Below are 18,222 nucleotides of genomic sequence, written 5' to 3'. Positions count from 1 at the left end.
ATAATATACCTAAAATAATTCAGGCTTTAATAACACAATTAACAGATAGATTAACAAACCCAAAGCAATTATTCCGCAGCTTAAATACAAACTCATGCTTCACTCCTTGATAAATAGTCAAAGAAGCGGATGAGTCCAAAGGAGAGGCTAAAAAAGCCAAGAATAAGTAGAAGAAATAAAATATCCATAGGATCAGGCATCCATCCATCTAAGAACAAAATTTAAATATATATTCGAAAAGCTATGTCTTACCTATTTGATTATAGGTGTTCAACTTAAAAAAAAAACAGCCAAGGGGTTTAGGAGGGAAATACTGCAAGAAATAAAAAGGGCATATTAAAAATACGCCCTTTTGTTGAATATAGGATAGACAGTAAGATTGAGTACAGTCCTGTTTACCAAGGTGGACTCCTCTGGAGTGTTTAAGGCTTCTTAGTACATGCTAAGCTTGCACACCGCACTCTCACTCTGGCTCCTACAGTAATAATGTTGGCTGAACAATGTGTACTGTCTATGATTCAATGATAGGCCACTACAGGCATTTATGCCACTGCATTTGGGCTGTTTTTTGCAAAGATTTCGTTAAAAGCGCAACAGAGGCTGGTTGAGGTCCAACTTAAAATTTAACCGTCAAGGGGTGCGAGGAATGGTGGTACTCTTCTTGAGTCCATCCCATTCTCCCGCGGTGACACACTGTAAAAGAGGTTAACTGTGGCGTGTTATCCCAAAAAAAGGAACACCAAAGTAGGTTCGTTTTCCTCCATATCTATGTGAATTTGGGGGATTTTTCCCTGTCTGCAAAAAAATCTGCGTATAATAAAGTTTTCCTTGTTGATCACGGGCAACACCTATACCTGTCAAATTGTAATTGCCAACAATATTTCTTCGATGCCCCGGGCTACGGACCCATTGGTTCACAACGATTTGAGCTGTTTTGTAGTTGTATGCCACATTTTCTGCTCCGCCACCGGTATTTTTAATTTGTTTACGCAGTTTAGCAATACGTTTTCCAAAGTCTTGATGGCCAAAAGGCATACGATGGTTAGCCATATCCAGGGAGTGTTGTCTGGCTTGAATTACTATATTGTTATCCATTTTCAGTTTGGACAAACCGTGTTGCTGTCGGTATTGGTTAATGTAGAATAAAACAGCATTTTGTATCTCTGTATCACTTTCAAGATGATTTGCAGAAGCGGCTGCATAAGTGCAAGGCAATACATTAACAAGAAGGGAGCATAAAATAATGATTTTGGCTTTTAAAGACATAACTAATCTCTTGGCAGAAATAAAAGAGAGGAATATTGACTAAAATAAAACCATTTGTCCAGATCTGGCGAGAACTAAGTAAGCTGAAAAATTGTAAACTAAAACCCACAATGATGTAAAAGCTAAGATTTATAACCCCTTAATGGCTAAGATGAGCTATAGCATCCTTTAAATCTTCCACTTCACCTGAGTAATGAAAATATATTCGCTGTTTTGTACAGTCGATGATGCAAAGCGGCTCCTGGGGATGGCCATCAAATTGTTTAAAAATCCAGAATATACCCTCACTATGCTGACTTTCTATTTCTTTTAGCAAGTCCACCATCTTATCTTTTTCCAAAGCTGCATGCGGGCAATTCAAACCGGATGTGCCGTGTGTAATTTTATAAGCATAATGTTGTTCTTTCATAATAGTACTCCCTGCAAACCCAATTAGAGAAGTAGATCCATTGTCATTACATTATAGTCCATTGGCGCCCAGGTAAGCGAAGGCCTGATTTGAAATTGAGTGAATTAAGTGCGAGAGTTTCAGACAGGCTTATAGGTTAACTGATAATCCTAAAAGCACAGCATGCAGGGTAGGGATATTCGATAATTGTTCTCTTTTGGAATAGGTATCGAAATGTAAATTAGGACCATTCCCGCTAAAAATTCCCTGATACAACAAGCTTAAACTGGCAAGTGCGGTTATCGGGTAGCCAAATCCTGCTTGAACTTCGCCTGCCAATTGGGCAATGTCATTGGTAGGTACGCGATCATCCCGCCAATGTCTGTAGGCCAATCCTCCTTTTAACTGGGCGAAAAAAGAACTATTTCCCAAAGGATCGCTTTTGGTAGTAATTAACAAATCCAGCGTAGGAGCAAGAGTGGTTTGCATTGGGATCCATTTTTTGAGCGCATTGAAAGCTTCCCGCGGCATATTGAGTTTTATCCGGGTCCCGGTTTGCAGCCCAAGCTCCAGTCCCAGGGCAATATTTCCAGCAAGCATCATTTCATTAGCCAATGCTAGCCGTCCTATTGGGGCATTTCTGTCTCGAGATGAAATTTGATAATTGCCTGTGCCGGCACTGGCAGTTACAGACCATGGCTGGTCTTGTGATGTCAACTTAGGGAAATAATCACCAGCGATTGCATTAAATGATAATAAAATTCCTATTATAATTAATTTCATAATGCCATATCCCTAAATGAATTGTTCATAAATCAGACTCTTGCATGTCAATAAAATAAGAATTTTTTCCATTATTTGCAAAAGTACCTATGGGACTATAAAACATAAAAAAGCGGCAGGCACTTTCAACATGATATAACCGCCTTTTTATCGAATTTGGCGGAGAGAGAGGGATTCGAACCCTCGATACGTTGCCGTATACACACTTTCCAGGCGTGCGCCTTCGACCGCTCGGCCATCTCTCCCGATTCGGGCAAGCTTATACAGGTCAGAAAATAAAATCAACCCTTGTATCAACCTAAATTTATAACTTATACATAATTTATAAAGATATTGTATATACTATGAATAAATAGCTCTAAGACTGTTAAGAGTTCGTTATAACTGTAGTATTTAAAATCACTAGCTTGTTAAGGCTGTATTTAATGAAAGGATTGAATATGTTAGCAAGAATTTTTATTGTAATTCCAGGTCTTATTTTCTCAAGTTCCCTTTGGGCAAGTATCACCTGTTATTACACATTGGTCAAAGATAATTGTTGGACTAAATATAATGTAGTTGTAGATGTAATGGATGCCACCTCATCCAACAGTCTGACTACGGTAACCGTACCTGCAGGTAAATCCTGGATTCGGCAGACTTTTCCTTGTGATCCGGGTCAAAAACTCATGTATCGGGCAAAATTTTCTCCAGTTTTCTGGGAAAGCGACAAAGATAAAACCTATATGGCAAAAAATTATTGGTCCCTACCCAATGTAATCAATCCTGGTGATTCGGCCTGGAATGTTACAGTGTGTTTTCCCAATGACTTTGGACAAGTACCTATGCCTCCGGAAGGATCAGGAAATTGCGGCTGTAATTTTGATAATATTCCGGCAATACCACCAAAAAAGTTATAAATGGCATTAATTTTTGACTTTGTGTATGATTCTCGCTAAATATAAATTCATTTTTCAGGAAAGATTCTTCCTATTTGTTGATGGAGCGACTGATGATTACTCTTAGAAATAAAATTGGTCAGATGTTGGTTATGGGTTTTGATGGCTGTGATATTCACGACAAAAGCCCTGTTGCTGAATGGTTGTCTACAGATGGCTTAGGGGGAGTTCTGTTGTTCGATCAGGATGCTTCCACGGGTTTATACGGCAAGAATTTAAAAAATCCGGCACAGATCAAACGCTTAATTCATCAGCTGAATTACTATTCTTCTGAGATCAATTTCAAAAATAATGGTGTGCCATTATTAATAGCCATCGATTATGAGGGTGGGGCTATTGACCGGTTATCTCGAATCGAAGGATGTATGCCTACGATGAGTGCACGAAGTATGGCGCAATTATCGCCTGAAGATTTGCAGGCGGAATTGACGCAAATGGCGTTTACCTTGAAGTCTTTCGGATTTAATCTTAATTTTGCCCCAGTAGTTGATTTGCATCTGCAAGATGAAGAGGGAATCATTGGCAGCTTGCAGCGCAGCTTTTCAAATAACCCTGAAGAAGTGGTCCGTTTGGCCAAAAAATTTGTGGATACTTTTTATCAGTACGGCATTGCATGTTGTTATAAACACTTTCCTGGCCATGGCAGTGCATTGGGTGATACCCACAAAGATTTTGTGGATGTAACGGTTACATTTAAGAAAGAAGAGTTGACCCCTTATTATCGTTTATTAAAAGATAATTACAAACCCACTATGGTAATGACGGCGCATGTGGTGAATAAACAATTGGATAAGCAAGAACTGCCAGCTACTTTGTCCCCTGATATTTTAACGGGTTTGTTGCGGGAAACTATCGGTTATGATGGAGTAATCATTGCCGATGATTTACAAATGCAAGCAATTACCGATCATTATTCACTGGAGGATGCCTTGTGCCGGACAATCAATGCAGGGGCTGATATGATTATCTTTGCCAACCAAATAACAAAAATCACAGCACCTGAAGTGATTGAAGTGATTGAGCGGCTGGTATTCGAGCAAAAAATAGAACCCCAACGAATTGAGGATGCATACCGTCGGATCATTCGTTTAAAACAACAAATTCAGTGCATTGAATTGGTCGAATAATTATTGATTTCTCAATTAGTCTAGGCAAAACTACCGCCTGCGCGTGTTTTTTTGCAAAAACAGAATTTAGAGATTTTAAAATCTCTTGACGCACAGGCTAAATGTGTTAGAATATTCCTTATTGTACATATTTTAATCAATTAGGTATAAGGTTTTTATGTCAACCTACGCGAACCAAGTAACAGAACGTTTAACTCTTTCCCATTTTAAACAGTCCTCATGTTGTTGCTGCTAAACAATTTTTTTCTTCTTTATTTTGATTTTTAAGGACCAGTAACATGTGTGCAGCACATCAACAACAGAAAAAACTCATTTTCAGCACGCCTTTGATTTATGCATTGATGATTGGTTTGGGTATTGCCAGTGGTATGTCGAATATTGTTGTTTTGAAAGAAACAGGACTCTTGCTTTCCGATTTATTTATCAAGATTTTCAAGTGCATCAGCTTGCCGATTATTTCTCTATCCATCATCGTTACTCTTGCCAACTATAAAACCGATGGATATATGAAAAAAATTTGGCAGCGTACGATCAAATATACCTTTTCTACTACCGTACTCGCTGCAGTGATTAGTTGTTTACTTTATCTTATTATCCAACCCAGCTCAGTCCAAGTTAATTTAGATGCCCAAGCCGTCAAATCAGGCAGCAGTTTAGGTTATTTTGGCTACCTGGCAAATATTATTCCGACAAATCTGTTATCTCCTTTTCTGGAACAACAGGTTATGGGCGTTTTGTTTTTGAGCATTATTATCGGGGTTGCAGTGCGTCAAATTCCCGATGTGGAAGCACGGGACACCCTTACTCTTTTTTTCCGTGGTGCCCATGCAATGTTTTTAGTAATGACCCGTTGGATTATCAAAATAATTCCGTTGGGATTATTTGGTTTTATCACCTCAACAGTGGTGCAATTGCGCTCAGGTATGGACATTAAAGGAATCGGGGAGTATTTGCTGATTGTTGTTTTGGCAAATTTAGTCCAGGGTTTTGTCATACTGCCTTTATGGCTAAAAATGAATAATATTCGGCCTTTTGCTGCAATGCGATCCATGCTTCCAGCATTATCGGTGGCTTTTTTCTCCAAGTCGTCGGTAGGGACCTTACCGGTTACAATGAACACTATAGAAAATAACTTGCAGGTAAAGCCGGCAGTAAGCCGTTTTGTTTTACCGTTATGCACCAGTATTAACATGAATGGTTGTGCTGCGTTTATCTTCGCGACAGTAATTTATTTAATGCAAAATCATGGCATGCCCATTTCCTATAGCACTATGGTATTGTGGGTATTTGTCGCTACTGTTGCTGCTATCGGTAATGCTGGGGTGCCTATGGGATGTTTCTTCCTGAGCATCAGTTTGTTATCGAGTATGAATGTCCCTATAGTGCTTATGGGGGTTATTTTGCCTTTCTATGGTTTAATTGATATGTTGGAAACTGCTTTAAATGTATGGTCCGATGCTTGTGTGACTAAAATCGTAAATGACAAGGCACTGGCAGAGGCGCAGGAAGAATTACAGCCTCGAAAGCGTGCTGTCTATGAACCGGAATTAGGTTAATTCCTATCTTGGAAAAGCCTGGCTTTGTGACACAATCTGCCAGGCTGCATTCATTCTCTTTGGTCACGAAGCTGCTTGCGGATAATTTGTTTCTTTATCTATTTTGCCGCCACGTTTTAAGCATCGATGGTTTTCATAGGGCTCACAATAATGTCCAAAGTATTGCTTAATGTTGGATACAAATAACTCCTCATTTTCCATGATAAAGATTTTTTCGGGTTGTAATTCAACATAATTAGAGTCCCTCAAGACCACTTTATAAATGGAACTTGCATGAGAGGAAATCCATTTATCAAGAAAGGGAAGAATTTTATCTGCCTCATCTGTAAAGAAGTTTTGATAAATATCGCTCACCAATTTATTTTTCATTTCGTAATTGCTTTTGAAATAAAAATTACTGCGATCCTTCTGGTACTCAATAAAAGGAGGTCTGGTTGGTTTCTTTTTCATTCCTGCTGCAATCTCCAGGGAAATGATAATGCCCTTTGCCGGCTCAATTTTATACTTTGTTCCTAATAAATCAGTTCCGTTGTATTCGTTGAGATAGGAACTGAGGTAGGTAATTGCTTCATCAGTTAAAGGATCAAAGTAACTGTTGATGATGAATTGAGTGGCTAATTGGGTTTCCGGATTGTAATAACAACTAATATAAATCGAATAAGTAAATTGTTCATTCACAATATGCTGAACTAAAATTTTATCAATTTGCGTATGTACCTCATCACAGGTGAGTTGTTGGTTTTCAATTTTTTGATCCATGCGGATGATTTGCGTTGGATAATCCATGCTGCGTGCAAATGAATTGTTTTTTTTTAAATTGTTCAGATCATTGGAGTAGGTGATGACTTGGCTGTTTTTATTCTCCGGGTTGTGAGATATCGTTAAAGTGGTGACATTATCATGAGTCTGGGTAAACCCACACAATGGCATTAAAATAAAGATGGCAAGCAAATAATAAAATTTCATAAAAGAACTCCTTTTTTGTCAGCCCGGTATGCATCCTGCAAGGTCAAATTTTTTGACTGGGTTATTTTGAGTATAGTTGAGTGAATGAAAATGAAGCTTAATGTTTCTTTATTTTCAAAAGAGATTTTTTAAAGAGATTGTATTAAAGGTTCAATGCAATTTTTCGTGTACTTTCCAAGGCATTCAATGGGGACAAAACTGATTGAAGACGCTTATATACACTTCGAGCAAATATGTTAATATTTAACCGGAAAAAATGGTTGCAACCTACAACAAGCGATTTCCTCGTTTTCAGAGAAACTCTTACATGTTGCATCACCGCTTTTTCAGACTAAAACACATCAGATTGGATTCTTTCCTGTGTGTGAAAAGACATTTTATATTTTAAATTTTTAGGGATTAAAATGAAAAAAATATACGCAATTGTTAGTCCTGCATATACTAAATCAAGTGATGATTTTACTGTGACCTCTTATCTTATTTCTTCTTATCATGCGCTCGCGTTTGAACAGGTTTGTGGTTATTCTTTAGGGCATGATGTCGTGTTTTTGGAAACACTCGAAGATGCGAAGAAAATTCTTGAGGATGGGATTAAGGGGAATAAACTTGAGGCAAAAACTGCAGTCCAAAAAGCTATTATAGAATTGGAAGCAGATGATGAGGGAAAAATGACTGGATTTGGTAAGATGTATACGCTCAATTTCGACAAGCGTTTTGAGCCGGCCGAAGCTCCCTTTTTCAAGGCAGTACGCATTCCCAAATGGAGTGAAGGGCCAATTGCCAAAAAAGATATTTCCGCCGGGGCACTCGATGAAATGCACATGCAGTATGAGCTTAGTAAAAAAATTAATGTTGAGCAGCATGCTGCCGTTTAAAGCCCATGGTCACTATCGATGACTGTAGCCTTGATAAAATAGGATAACCCGAAAAATCTCTTTCTCAAGGCTACAGATTTGATAATCTAAATTTTGTCAGGTAAAAATCCTCCTGCTTGCATCTTCCACATATGGCTGTAATGGCTTTGCCTGCTAATCAATTCTTCATGGGAACCGTCTTCAATGATACGTCCTTTATCAAAAACCAAAATTCGATCCATTTCCGACAAGGTGGAAAGTCGATGTGCAATCACGATGGTAGTTCTGTTTTCCATCAATACATGCAAGCCATCCTGAATTAACTTTTCAGTTAAAGAATCCAACGCAGAAGTTGCTTCATCAAGAATCAAAATAGGCGCATTTTTTAACATGGCTCTTGCAATGGCAATCCGCTGTCGTTGTCCCCCGGATAATTTAATTCCACGTTCACCGACTAATGCATTATATTTTTCAGGAAGCTTGGAAATAAATTCGTGACAATGTGCTTTTTTGGATGCCGCAATGACCTCGGCATCGGTCGCATCAATACGTCCATAACGAATATTTTCCATTAAAGTACGATGGAAGAGAGTCACATCTTGGGGGATCATGGCAATACTTTCCCGTAATGACTCTTGGGTGACTTCACTGATATTTTTACCGTCAATCAGGATCTTTCCTGATTCCACATCAAACAAACGCAGGATGAGGTTTACAAAAGTACTTTTTCCGGAACCAGACAACCCGACCAGGCCAATCTTTTGTCCCGGTTCAATAATAACGGATTTATTTTTAAAAAGGTGGGCACCCTCATCATAATGAAAACTCACATTGTTGAATTCAATCCGCCCTTGGGTGACTGTTAATGGTTGCGCATTGGGCTTATCAGTAATTTCATGAGGTTCTGAAATCAAAGTGAGTGCTTGCTGGCATTTTCCAAGTTCTTCAGCAAAGTGGACAAATTGACTGGCAAGATACCATAAATTATAAAAAATACTGATGGACAGGGAGGTGATAAAACTAAAATCTCCAATGGATACCTGGTTTTTACTGTACATGACGAGCAGCATATATAAATTGGCAGCTATGAGGACGATAATACTCATATCCCAATAAATACGCATTTTCATGATGGTCCATTGCATGGTTTGATCCTTAACTGTTGTATCCTGAGCTGCATTTCGAATCAATTGACTCTCAAAAGTCCCTCTGGAAAACAGACGAAGATTGGAGATATTACTGATGCTATCCACCATTTTTCCGACTAGGGTGGTTTTGCTGGCTGCAAAAAAATGCGACAAATCCTGTACCGGTTTAAAATAAAGGAAGGCAATTCCCAAAAAAACAGTGGCCCAAATAAGTAGAATCAGTGCAAATACAGGGTGGACGAGCAACATGCTGATAATGGCAATGATCAATCCAACAACTTGTGCTGCAGCATCATCAGCAGTGGTAAAAATTGCTATGGTCCCGGAGGTCATATCGGAGATTTTATTCGATAGGCTGCCTGCAAAGTTATTTTGGAAAAAACGATGCGAATGCTGATTTAAATAAGCGAACATGTTATTCACCAGGTCATATCGCAGGTAGGGAAAAAACTTCAATCGAAACCAATCCGAAAAACGCATATCAACGGCTATTAAAATCCATAAGCTGATATAAATAATGACATCGGGTTTTATAGCATTAAATAGCGCTGATTTATCTCCGGAAAAGGCGGCAACTTTATCAATAATCAATTTTAATACATAGGGGGAAAGGGTATTATTGATCCCCCAATAAACAGCCGTGAACAATAGCCCCACAACATACCAACGGTAGGGTTTGATTAAATTCAGGAAAAATGTTTTTAGTGATATGTCTTTTTTATTCATAATTTTACTCGATTAAAAGTACAGCTATAAAGTGCCTAACATTCCATTCTTAATTTCATAGCGAACAGTGAGATCAAGAGCACATAAAAAATCTGCATCGTGAGAAACAACAATCATGGCTCCCGGATAAACCCTAAGGACCTGGATCACATGAGCGCGAGTTTCTCTATCCAAATTATTTGTTACTTCATCCAAAATAAGTATTTTGGGTGTAATTGCTGCAATTTGAGCTAAAGAAAGCCTGGCCTTTTCACCACCTGATAATGTTGAAACCAAAGCATTAACTTCTTCATTTTTTCGAAACAAAAAATCATTTAAATGCTTCCTGATTTCCGTATAAGTTTTATTCGTTAACAAAAAGCTGATAACTTCCCATACTGTTTTATCGGGTGGCAACGTAGTGTAATGTTGATCCAGATAACCAATTTCTTTAGCGAGGGGAACAGTCCAATTCCCTGTTTTGATTACAGAGGGACTATTCAAAATGGCTCGAAGCAAAGTGGATTTTCCTGAACCGTTATTCCCAGAAATTGCTACCCGGTCCTGCCCTTTTATTGAGAGACTCAATTCGTGCAAAATGGGACTATTTTCATCATAACCTACAGTACCCTCGCTGATTGTTACCAAGGTTTGCGTCGTGTCGAATCCATGCACAGCAAATTTAGGATGAATCTCCTCAGGCAAGTAAAGCTCGGATAAACGCCGCGTTAATTCTTCTTTCTTGTGCTTGATAGCATTTTTTTTATGCCCCGAAGTTTCTTGTGCTTTTCTTGCTTTGCTTTGGGAAACAATCGTAGGCCATTTCCTTTGTAAAATATGTTTTTCACCTTGAGTTCTACTGCTTCTGGCTCGGGCTTGTTCCCTCATCAGATCGGCATGCGCCTCTTTTTTCTGACGTGCGAGCTCTGAAATTTCACTCTCTAGTGCATGACGCTTAATGCTTATTTCTTTCAAATAATCGTTATAACATCCTGTAAAAACATGTATTTTTCCTTGTTCGATGTGCCAAATCGTATCCACAGAAGCTTGGAGTAATTCACTATCATGAGTCACTATGATTAAAGTTCCTTTATAATCTGCAAGCATCTTCATTAAGGAAATACGTCTTGTGCTATCCAGGTGATTACTTGGTTCATCAAGCATCAGGAGATCTGGATCAGAAGCCAGGGCCCGGGTTAATAATTTTTGAAAACGTTGCCCTCCACTTAATGAGTTAAATTCTTCAATGGTTTGTGGGACGAAACCTGTTTCCAGGCCTTGAGGAAAAAATATCTCGCCCTCGGTTGGTTCCAGTAATTTTGCAAATAATTGGAGCAGAGTCGTTTTTCCAGTACCGTTGCGTCCAATAATTCCTATGCGGCTGCTAGGGAGAATTTGGCCACTGAAGTCCATAAAACATGTTTTATGGGGAAATGAAACAGCAAGATTTTGAAAGCGGATTGGCTTATGCATCATGTAACTCACTTAAGTATTCTAAAGGGGCAGTTTTGACTGCTTCCATCATTGCCCTAAAAATAGGGGGTACTTAAGAGTTTATTTCCATGATGTGTTTAAGCCTCGAAAAGATGTTCCTGTTTGATATTGAGTGCAATTGTAACCGATTGCATGATTATCTGTCAATAATGGCAATGTGGGAGGTATTTATTCTGTAATTTCCAGATGCGGAATCAGTTCTTTGCAATGCCTCATAATTCTTTGTTCCGCGGGAGGTAATTGTAAATAATCACCGTATTGCTGGATAAGGAAAGCTTCCGCATTGCGGGGGATATTGAATTCTTTGGTTTCAAAAGGAACTCGTTGTAAAGGATATATTTCATCCTTTTTAATTAAATTTTTGCCGACGCAATTATAACCCCGTCCAATATAAGGGCTTTGACTGGAATTTGCCTGATGGATAATTTTTTGCAAAAAAAACTCAAGCAGGGATTTAGGCAGTAATAAGCCAATCATCTTATAAAGAAGGGGATAATGACCAATTTTTACTTTACTGTATTTAGTGCTTAAGAAACGCGACAGCTTTTTAGCATAAAATTTATATCGTTTACGCTGTTTGGGGTCCACAGGCATGCTGTCATAAACAAATACATCAATAAATATACCTTGCACGTAAGGTTCATTGCCTTTTTCGTGTTTTTCAATAAAACGACTGCAGCGGTCCCTGATTTTTAAAGGGGTGGCCATATTAAAATAGCCTGGATCGCTATGAATGGTCTGCAGCCACATCCAGCTTGGAATTTCTTTAGGGGCAATGCGTAAGAATTGCTCATAGCTGGCACGGGGCATGGCAATATCCACATCATCATCCCAGGGAATAAACCCTTGATGTCGGACCGCCCCTAACAGAGTACCGGCATCAAGCCAATAATCCAAACCATATTTCCGACAGATAGCATCAACTACTTCAAGCATGTTGAGCATTTTTAATTGAGCCTGGCGTAATCGTCCATCGTGAAATGCCGTATCAGCTGCATAAGGATTGGGGGAGGGTAATGTCATGAATACGTTTCTTCTTTAAATGACAACAGAAGCTATATTAGCAAAATAATAATGAATCATTAACTACTAAAGGAACAAAATATAAAGAAATAAAATTAAAACAAGAGGAGACTATAAAAACAACCAGTTTACTAAAATGCTATTTAATTGATAAAAGTTCTTTTCCAGTGTTTGAGCGCCTGCAGCTGCTTGAGTTTGGCCGATGGGTATCAAGAATTTTCTGATTGTTTTTTAAGGCGTGTTCGCAATATTCGCGGCACTTAACCAACTTCTCTCTTTGTTCCGGGAGAGGCATCGTAACGGCCCTTATACGTCTTTTGCCTTAAATCGTTTACCAGAGGCACGAAGTTGTTTTCCCGCTGTCTTTTGTTTCGTGCTCTAATCATTTGTTACTATAATTTTGCGAATTGATAAAAACGGGCATAATAAGGAGTGCAAAATACGCCCAAAATGTATTTTATTTTGTGTTTTATAAAATGTATTCAAATTTTATAATTTTGTCATAAACTGAAATGGATACTTGATAAGGAAAAATCATGGTTCAGCTATTTACTGATATTGGGCCGATGTTGCTTCACTATAGAAAAGCGAATACCCAAAATCGACACGCCATGGTGTTGGATAAAATTAGGGACATAAAAAATCTCAGCGGCAAAGTACTTCATACAAACCATATCACAGCGCATTATAAAACCCTCGCTTATGCCGCGACATTTTTCAATTATGCAGATGCATTGTATCGAATTGAGAATCAGCAGTTTTTTGAAATTTTATTCGATTTTTATCAAATGGAGCTCGATGAAGAATTAAATTCCTGGTTTGAATTTGGCAAAATTCCCGGTCAAATGAGATTGAAACATCCGCTTGACGACTATACGCCAGAGATTTGGGAAAAATTTCGTATTGCCCAAAAAGAACACTTGAAAAGAACGAATAAATCTCACCTGTTTAATCTCAATCAGCTTGATATTTACCATCCTCCAGCAAATCAGTTGTATCCCGTTCAAATCCAAATGGGTGGCACACTTCAAAATGAAGCTGTAGATCGAATTAATGTTGATTCCCAAGGCCGAATTCTCTTTGCGACCCATTTTGGCTTTTATTTATTGCCTGGAGGAGGGATGATCGAAAAAAACAGCGTCAATAATATGATGGGTTGGCAACGAAAAATGTTGGAAGAGCATCTGGAGGAAGAACATGCGAATCTTTATCTAAAAGCAGCTCCATTATTTGATCAACTCACTCGAGATGACTTTAATGCAGCATTAACAAAAGCATTCACAAACAAGCAAGCCCAATCATTAACTGCAGAGCTTCTAAACAGGTTAAAAGAGCACGTCACAATGGAAGGCATCAATTCAATTCGCCTGCAAAAAATTATAACCGAACTTGACGATCGAATTGAAATATTGAACAAGCGGATAAATGCCCCAGCATCCACAGGCAAAGTGGAGCAGGTTATAATGCATCATTGGCGCAAGTCACTTATTGAATTACGCGCCAGGGTTCAGGTGCAAGTATTTGAATTAACCCCATTATTTACTGAGGCCCTGGATTACATCAAAAAAAAATCAATTTGCGTTGACATACAACAATATCTCGATACCCGCGTGTTGGGAGGGTCACAAATATCCCATTGCTTCATCATGAGCGGCCAGCCTTTGGAAGAGTGGTTTGCTGAACATTTTAAAGGCATAGATGGGGAATTTGGAGATGATATTTCAGGCTCTGAAATTGCACGAATGAACCTTCTTCAGGCAATAGGCCTCTTTAGAAAAATCAAATTTTCTCACCTGCTAATTGCTTTGGCTGCTTATGAAAAATGTCTTGATAATGGAACCTTATCCTTGGCCAACGCCTGGAATGAGGCTCAATTTGGCCATGCTTGTGAAGTGCTTCTTCAAGAAGGGAATAAGGTTGTGAACAGGAGTTAATGGTCCTAGACATTCAAGGATTTTGGGTACATTTTTCAACTAAACATTGATTTATCAAAAATTAAAAACGAAAATAACCGTCCAGCTTTTCTCGAGCATTTAATATTTAAAATGAGTCCGCTATGTCAGACGCCTTAAATCGTTATTATCTTCAGGCTATGGGAATTGATCTCTGGGAGTTACGTCGCCCGCATGTTTCCAGTGAGCAGGGATTGGGTGCTTTGGCTAAAGAAGTGGCTGCATGCACGCAATGTTCTTTACATAAAACCCGAACTCAAACCGTTTTTTGCCGTGGCAATTCGAATGCAAAATTAATGATTATAGGTGAGGCACCCGGTTTTTTTGAGGATCAACAAGGATTACCTTTTGTCGGTAAAGCCGGAGCTTTATTAAATCAAATGTTGCAAAGCATTGAGATGGCTGAGAATGATGTTTATATTGCGAATGTTTTGAAATGCAGACCCCCAAATAATCGTGATCCCCAGTTGGAGGAAATTGCTCAATGCAGTTCCTATCTCGAACGCCAAATTGAGCTAATTCAACCGAGTTTAATTCTGGCTTTAGGGCGCTTTGCTGGTCAGTTCTTATTAAATAAACCACTGCCTTTGAAACAATTGCGTAAAACCCTGCATCATTACCATAATATTCCTTTTATCGTAAGCTATCATCCGGCCTATCTTTTACGAAATCCAGCTGATAAAAAGCAGGCCTTCCTTGATTTATTGACAGTAAAAAAATTGTTAGTAGAAAAACAGGGATAAAAGCCGTCTTGTACAAAAATCCTAATAATTGGTGCGTATTTTTACGTATTGATGGAATTTAAATACGTTTTATACTATTAAGAAAGACTCAAATAGAAGCCACGTATAGGAGAATAAACCATGAGCCCAACGAAACGTATTTTTATTATTGGCCTACCTGGAGCTGGCAAGGGATTATTCGCCAAGCATTTGGCTGAACAATTGGGATGGGAGTTTATCGATGCTGATTTTGGAATAGAATATCAAATAGGTCGAACCTTGAAGGAAATTTTTGGAGCAGAAGCCCAAAAAGATTTTTACCAATGCCAAAAAGAAATAGTGACAGCACTGCAAGCCAAAGAGAATGTTGTAGTAGCAACTGATGCAAGTATTGTCTGTGATGAGGAATTGAGGCACTTGTTGTCGCGGGAGTTTGTGATTTTTTTACAAGTAAGTACTGCAGTACAAATAGGGCGAAATTCGAGAAACCCTACGCCCTTACTGGCTACAGACCTTCCCACTTTTTTTGAAACGCTTCACAGCGAGCGCGATCGATTATTCCAAAATAGTGCGAGTCTCACAATTGATACGAATGATAATGCGTTGGAAGAACATGTATCAGAGGCATTGGAGCACTTCAAAACAGACCAACCCAAATCCATCGTCCTAAAAGAGAAGGATATCGTTCTGTTTCATAAATTATCGCACTTACCCGTGCGTTTGTCAGAACAACAGGCTGTTTGCCTAAGGCTGCTTGCCCAGGGAAAAAGTTCAAAAGAAATCGCAAAGGATATGGATATATCATACAGGACTGTAGATGGAACCTTGGCTAAAACGATGGAGTTACTGGGGTGTTCCTCCAGTAAGGAGTTGATTGTTTTATATCATGAAAAGCCTTGAATAAAGGCTTATTCAGGTGCTTTATTATCCGTACTTCCCGATTTTTTCTCTTGGGCCATATAATTGATGGCTTCAACGAAGGCTTCATCAGAACAGTTTTTCTGGGGTACATTGGCCTCTTTACATAAGCCCCCATGGGGCATTAACCCTTTCCCTAACTTAATACTGTATAATAAATAATCCATCGCCGTTTTATAATCAGCTGGATTTTTTTGGGCTTCCATCTCCGCATTTTTAAAGCGGGCATCCCATGCCTTTTTATCAAAAGCAGCAGGGGCTTTCATTCCAATTGCCAATTGAGGCGCATGACAGCTTTTGCAGGATGTTTGATAAGTATCTTTTCCCAAATCATTAGCAAATACTGCAGTATGAATGGTACAAAAAATAAATATCAAAAGATTTCTCATTTTTCCCTCTATTCGAATTTGAATTTACTTTTTAAGCATACTCCAATATACGAGCAATTCAAAAGTGCTCTTTACTTTTTCTTTTAAATTCCGCACTTTATTTAAAAAGAATACTATAATTTACATCAATAGCTGCTTGGAGTGCCAAAAAATTCTTACTGGATGGAACCAAGGAAAAATAAATATGAGACAAACCGAGAAAAGGAAAATTTCAGGTCGATTAAAGAAAGAGCTTGATAACCCTCCCGAACCTGTCAGGCCCCAGTATCCAATGTATAAAAATCAACTAGATGATTTTTTTTATTATCTGAATAAATTATACCAGGCAAACCTGGGCAAGATTACGATGGGAATGAGCCCTGCAGTAATAGGAACAGCTTATTGCGCCTGGTTTTTACAGTTAATTCAATCTCCTGGACATCTGTTGGGGTTGACTTTGTTCCCTGTCATTCATTCTGATGAATTCCTTACTCACCTTTTGTGCGACAGGCAGCCAGCACAAGGAAAAGATGTTCGTTTCCATAAAGAAAACTGGCAATTGATGCCCTGGCGTTTCTATGCTGAAGTTTTTCTCCAGGTTGAGGAGTGGTGGCAGTATGCGACGCGAAAAGTCCCCGGGCTCTCCAAACGCTCCGAGCGTACTGTTTCTTTTTGTATTCGGCAGATGATGGACGCCTTATCCCCTTCCAATTTTGTACTGACCAACCCGGATCTTTTTTACAATACCCTTCATACGGGCGGTCTTAATTTGATCCAGGGTACTGAAATTGCGATGGAACATACCTTGAGAAGATTAGCAGGGTTGCCTCCTCCAGGTGCGGAAAAATTCAAACCCGGTAAAAATGTGGCAATTACTCCAGGAAGGGTCGTGTTTTCTAACCACTTGATTGAATTAATTCAGTATGAACCACGTACCGAGACTGTATTTAAAGAACCCATACTTATCTTGCCTGCCTGGATTATGAAATATTATATTTTGGATTTATCTCCTGGAAACTCATTAGTTAAATGGCTGGTTGAGCAGGGACATACCGTGTTCATTGTTTCATGGCGAAATCCCGATGAAAAGGACAGTCATTTGGGTATGGATGATTATTATCGATTAGGTGCAATGGCAGCTATCGACGCGGTATCCGGGATTTTACCCAATACCAAAATCCACTTGATGGGATATTGCTTGGGTGGAACACTCGCTATGATTACCGCTGCGGCTATGGCGCGGGATAAAGATCATCGGCTTAAAAGCCTCTCACTTTTGGCTGCCCAAGGTGATTTTACCAAGGCCGGTGAGCTTATGTTATTCATTACCGAGAGTGAAATTGCATTTCTCAAAAACATGATGTGGGAAAAAGGCTACCTTGATCCAAAACATATGGCCGGTTCTTTTCAAATGTTACGTACTTATGATTTGATTTGGTCCAAAATGATTGACGATTATATGACGGGCACAAAGCGGGGGATGATAGACTTGCTCGCCTGGAATGCCGATGCCACTCGCATGCCTTATAAAATGCATACGGAATATCTTGAAAAACTCTTTCTTCAAAATGATTTTGCTGAGGGGCATTTTCGTGTCGAGGACGAAATAGTAGCGCCCCGCAATGTGCATTTACCTATTTTTGCAGTGAGCACGGAAAATGATCATATTGCTCCCTGGGAATCCGTCTATAAAATTCATCTGATGATGCATACAGATATAGTCTTTGTTTTGGCTAGCGGCGGCCACAATGCAGGGATCGTTAGTGAGCCCAACCATCCCGGACGCTATTACTCCATTCTGGAAAGCAAAAAGAAAATGCCCTATCTAGGTCCGAAGAAATGGATAAGTAAAGCCAAAAAAAGGGAGGGTTCCTGGTGGTTTGCCTGGCATGATTGGTTGATGAGCCACAGCTCGCAAAAACATGTGTCGCCGCCGCCTCTTGACCCCTCATTACCGGCTGCACCCGGTACGTACGTCTTACAAAAATAAAAGCAAACTTAACCACTTATAAAC

The 18,222-nt window shown here is 39.1% G+C and carries 17 protein-coding genes, 1 tRNA gene and 1 other RNA gene; 8 read left to right on the top strand and 11 right to left on the bottom strand.

Annotated features, from left to right (window positions below):
- Nucleotides 1-9 precede the first annotated feature (9 nt).
- The 6 genes from kdpF to KYQ_RS11310 all read right to left on the bottom strand — a co-directional run bounded on the left by kdpF (nucleotide 10) and on the right by KYQ_RS11310 (nucleotide 2,682).
- Nucleotides 10-96, bottom strand: coding sequence for a K(+)-transporting ATPase subunit F (gene kdpF, locus KYQ_RS19720; RefSeq protein WP_035718353.1), 87 nt, complete (start codon nucleotides 94-96; stop codon nucleotides 10-12).
- Between the two features lie 268 nt (nucleotides 97-364).
- Nucleotides 365-516: non-coding RNA, 6S RNA (gene ssrS / locus KYQ_RS19715), on the bottom strand.
- Nucleotides 517-705: 189 nt separating this feature from the next.
- Nucleotides 706-1,266 carry a CAP domain-containing protein gene (locus tag KYQ_RS11330; protein ID WP_010654383.1) on the bottom strand — a complete coding sequence of 187 codons (561 nt, stop codon included), beginning with the start codon at nucleotides 1,264-1,266 and terminating at the stop codon, nucleotides 706-708.
- Nucleotides 1,267-1,405: 139 nt separating this feature from the next.
- A complete protein-coding gene (locus KYQ_RS11325) occupies nucleotides 1,406-1,675 on the bottom strand; it encodes a hypothetical protein (RefSeq protein ID WP_010654382.1) in 270 nt (89 codons plus the stop codon).
- Between the two features lie 129 nt (nucleotides 1,676-1,804).
- Nucleotides 1,805-2,437: a hypothetical protein gene (locus KYQ_RS11320; RefSeq protein ID WP_010654381.1), complete on the bottom strand. Its 633-nt coding sequence runs from the start codon at nucleotides 2,435-2,437 to the stop codon at nucleotides 1,805-1,807.
- Between the two features lie 157 nt (nucleotides 2,438-2,594).
- Nucleotides 2,595-2,682: transfer RNA gene (locus tag KYQ_RS11310), tRNA-Ser, on the bottom strand.
- Between the two features lie 195 nt (nucleotides 2,683-2,877).
- Between KYQ_RS11310 and KYQ_RS11305 the strand changes: the two genes are divergently transcribed.
- From KYQ_RS11305 to KYQ_RS11295, 3 genes are all read left to right on the top strand, one after another.
- Nucleotides 2,878-3,336: a hypothetical protein gene (locus KYQ_RS11305; RefSeq protein WP_010654380.1), complete on the top strand. Its 459-nt coding sequence runs from the start codon at nucleotides 2,878-2,880 to the stop codon at nucleotides 3,334-3,336.
- A 92-nt stretch (nucleotides 3,337-3,428) separates the two neighbouring features.
- The gene (locus KYQ_RS11300) at nucleotides 3,429-4,502 is read left to right on the top strand and encodes a glycoside hydrolase family 3 N-terminal domain-containing protein (RefSeq protein WP_019350100.1); all 1,074 of its coding nucleotides are present in this window, start codon (nucleotides 3,429-3,431) and stop codon (nucleotides 4,500-4,502) included.
- A gap of 278 nt (nucleotides 4,503-4,780) precedes the next feature.
- Nucleotides 4,781-6,058 (top strand): dicarboxylate/amino acid:cation symporter, encoded by a 1,278-nt coding sequence (locus KYQ_RS11295; RefSeq protein ID WP_019350099.1) that lies wholly within the window; start codon nucleotides 4,781-4,783, stop codon nucleotides 6,056-6,058.
- Between the two features lie 63 nt (nucleotides 6,059-6,121).
- Here the strand turns inward: KYQ_RS11295 and KYQ_RS11290 are convergent, their stop codons facing one another.
- Complete coding sequence (locus KYQ_RS11290; protein ID WP_019350098.1) at nucleotides 6,122-7,024, bottom strand: Lpg0189 family type II secretion system effector; 903 nt, start codon at nucleotides 7,022-7,024, stop codon at nucleotides 6,122-6,124.
- A gap of 404 nt (nucleotides 7,025-7,428) precedes the next feature.
- Here KYQ_RS11290 and KYQ_RS11285 point away from each other — a divergent pair, with 404 nt between their 5' ends.
- Entirely contained in the window at nucleotides 7,429-7,899 is a 471-nt protein-coding gene (locus KYQ_RS11285) for a hypothetical protein (protein ID WP_019350097.1), read from the top strand.
- An 86-nt stretch (nucleotides 7,900-7,985) separates the two neighbouring features.
- Here KYQ_RS11285 and KYQ_RS11280 read toward each other — a convergent pair whose 3' ends face one another.
- The 3 genes from KYQ_RS11280 to KYQ_RS11270 all read right to left on the bottom strand — a co-directional run bounded on the left by KYQ_RS11280 (nucleotide 7,986) and on the right by KYQ_RS11270 (nucleotide 12,248).
- Nucleotides 7,986-9,752 carry an ABC transporter ATP-binding protein gene (locus tag KYQ_RS11280; RefSeq protein WP_019350096.1) on the bottom strand — a complete coding sequence of 589 codons (1,767 nt, stop codon included), beginning with the start codon at nucleotides 9,750-9,752 and terminating at the stop codon, nucleotides 7,986-7,988.
- Between the two features lie 24 nt (nucleotides 9,753-9,776).
- Nucleotides 9,777-11,207, bottom strand: a complete 1,431-nt coding sequence (locus KYQ_RS11275) for an ABC-F family ATP-binding cassette domain-containing protein (RefSeq protein WP_029489034.1) — start codon at nucleotides 11,205-11,207, stop codon at nucleotides 9,777-9,779.
- A 186-nt stretch (nucleotides 11,208-11,393) separates the two neighbouring features.
- Nucleotides 11,394-12,248: a LicD family protein gene (locus tag KYQ_RS11270; protein ID WP_010654373.1), complete on the bottom strand. Its 855-nt coding sequence runs from the start codon at nucleotides 12,246-12,248 to the stop codon at nucleotides 11,394-11,396.
- Nucleotides 12,249-12,784: 536 nt separating this feature from the next.
- Between KYQ_RS11270 and KYQ_RS11265 the strand changes: the two genes are divergently transcribed.
- The 3 genes from KYQ_RS11265 (at nucleotide 12,785) to KYQ_RS11255 (ending at nucleotide 15,822) form a co-directional block, all read left to right on the top strand.
- Entirely contained in the window at nucleotides 12,785-14,182 is a 1,398-nt protein-coding gene (locus tag KYQ_RS11265; protein WP_019350095.1) for a hypothetical protein, read from the top strand.
- Between the two features lie 122 nt (nucleotides 14,183-14,304).
- Entirely contained in the window at nucleotides 14,305-14,943 is a 639-nt protein-coding gene (locus KYQ_RS11260; RefSeq protein WP_010654371.1) for a uracil-DNA glycosylase, read from the top strand.
- A 120-nt stretch (nucleotides 14,944-15,063) separates the two neighbouring features.
- Nucleotides 15,064-15,822: a shikimate kinase gene (locus KYQ_RS11255; protein ID WP_019350094.1), complete on the top strand. Its 759-nt coding sequence runs from the start codon at nucleotides 15,064-15,066 to the stop codon at nucleotides 15,820-15,822.
- Nucleotides 15,823-15,830: 8 nt separating this feature from the next.
- On the opposite strand, the gene KYQ_RS11250 is transcribed toward KYQ_RS11255, so the two are convergent.
- Complete coding sequence (locus KYQ_RS11250) at nucleotides 15,831-16,229, bottom strand: c-type cytochrome (protein ID WP_010654369.1); 399 nt, start codon at nucleotides 16,227-16,229, stop codon at nucleotides 15,831-15,833.
- A gap of 184 nt (nucleotides 16,230-16,413) precedes the next feature.
- Between KYQ_RS11250 and KYQ_RS11245 the strand changes: the two genes are divergently transcribed.
- On the top strand, nucleotides 16,414-18,198 hold the full coding sequence (locus KYQ_RS11245; RefSeq protein WP_019350093.1) for a PHA/PHB synthase family protein: 1,785 nt from the start codon (nucleotides 16,414-16,416) through the stop codon (nucleotides 18,196-18,198).
- Nucleotides 18,199-18,222: the final 24 nt, after the last annotated feature.

It is taken from the genome of Fluoribacter dumoffii NY 23, from assembly GCF_000236165.1.
Classification (GTDB): domain Bacteria; phylum Pseudomonadota; class Gammaproteobacteria; order Legionellales; family Legionellaceae; genus Legionella; species Legionella dumoffii.
The sequence above is the reverse complement of the archived record's forward strand: the minus strand, read 5'-3'. Positions and strand labels throughout refer to the sequence as shown.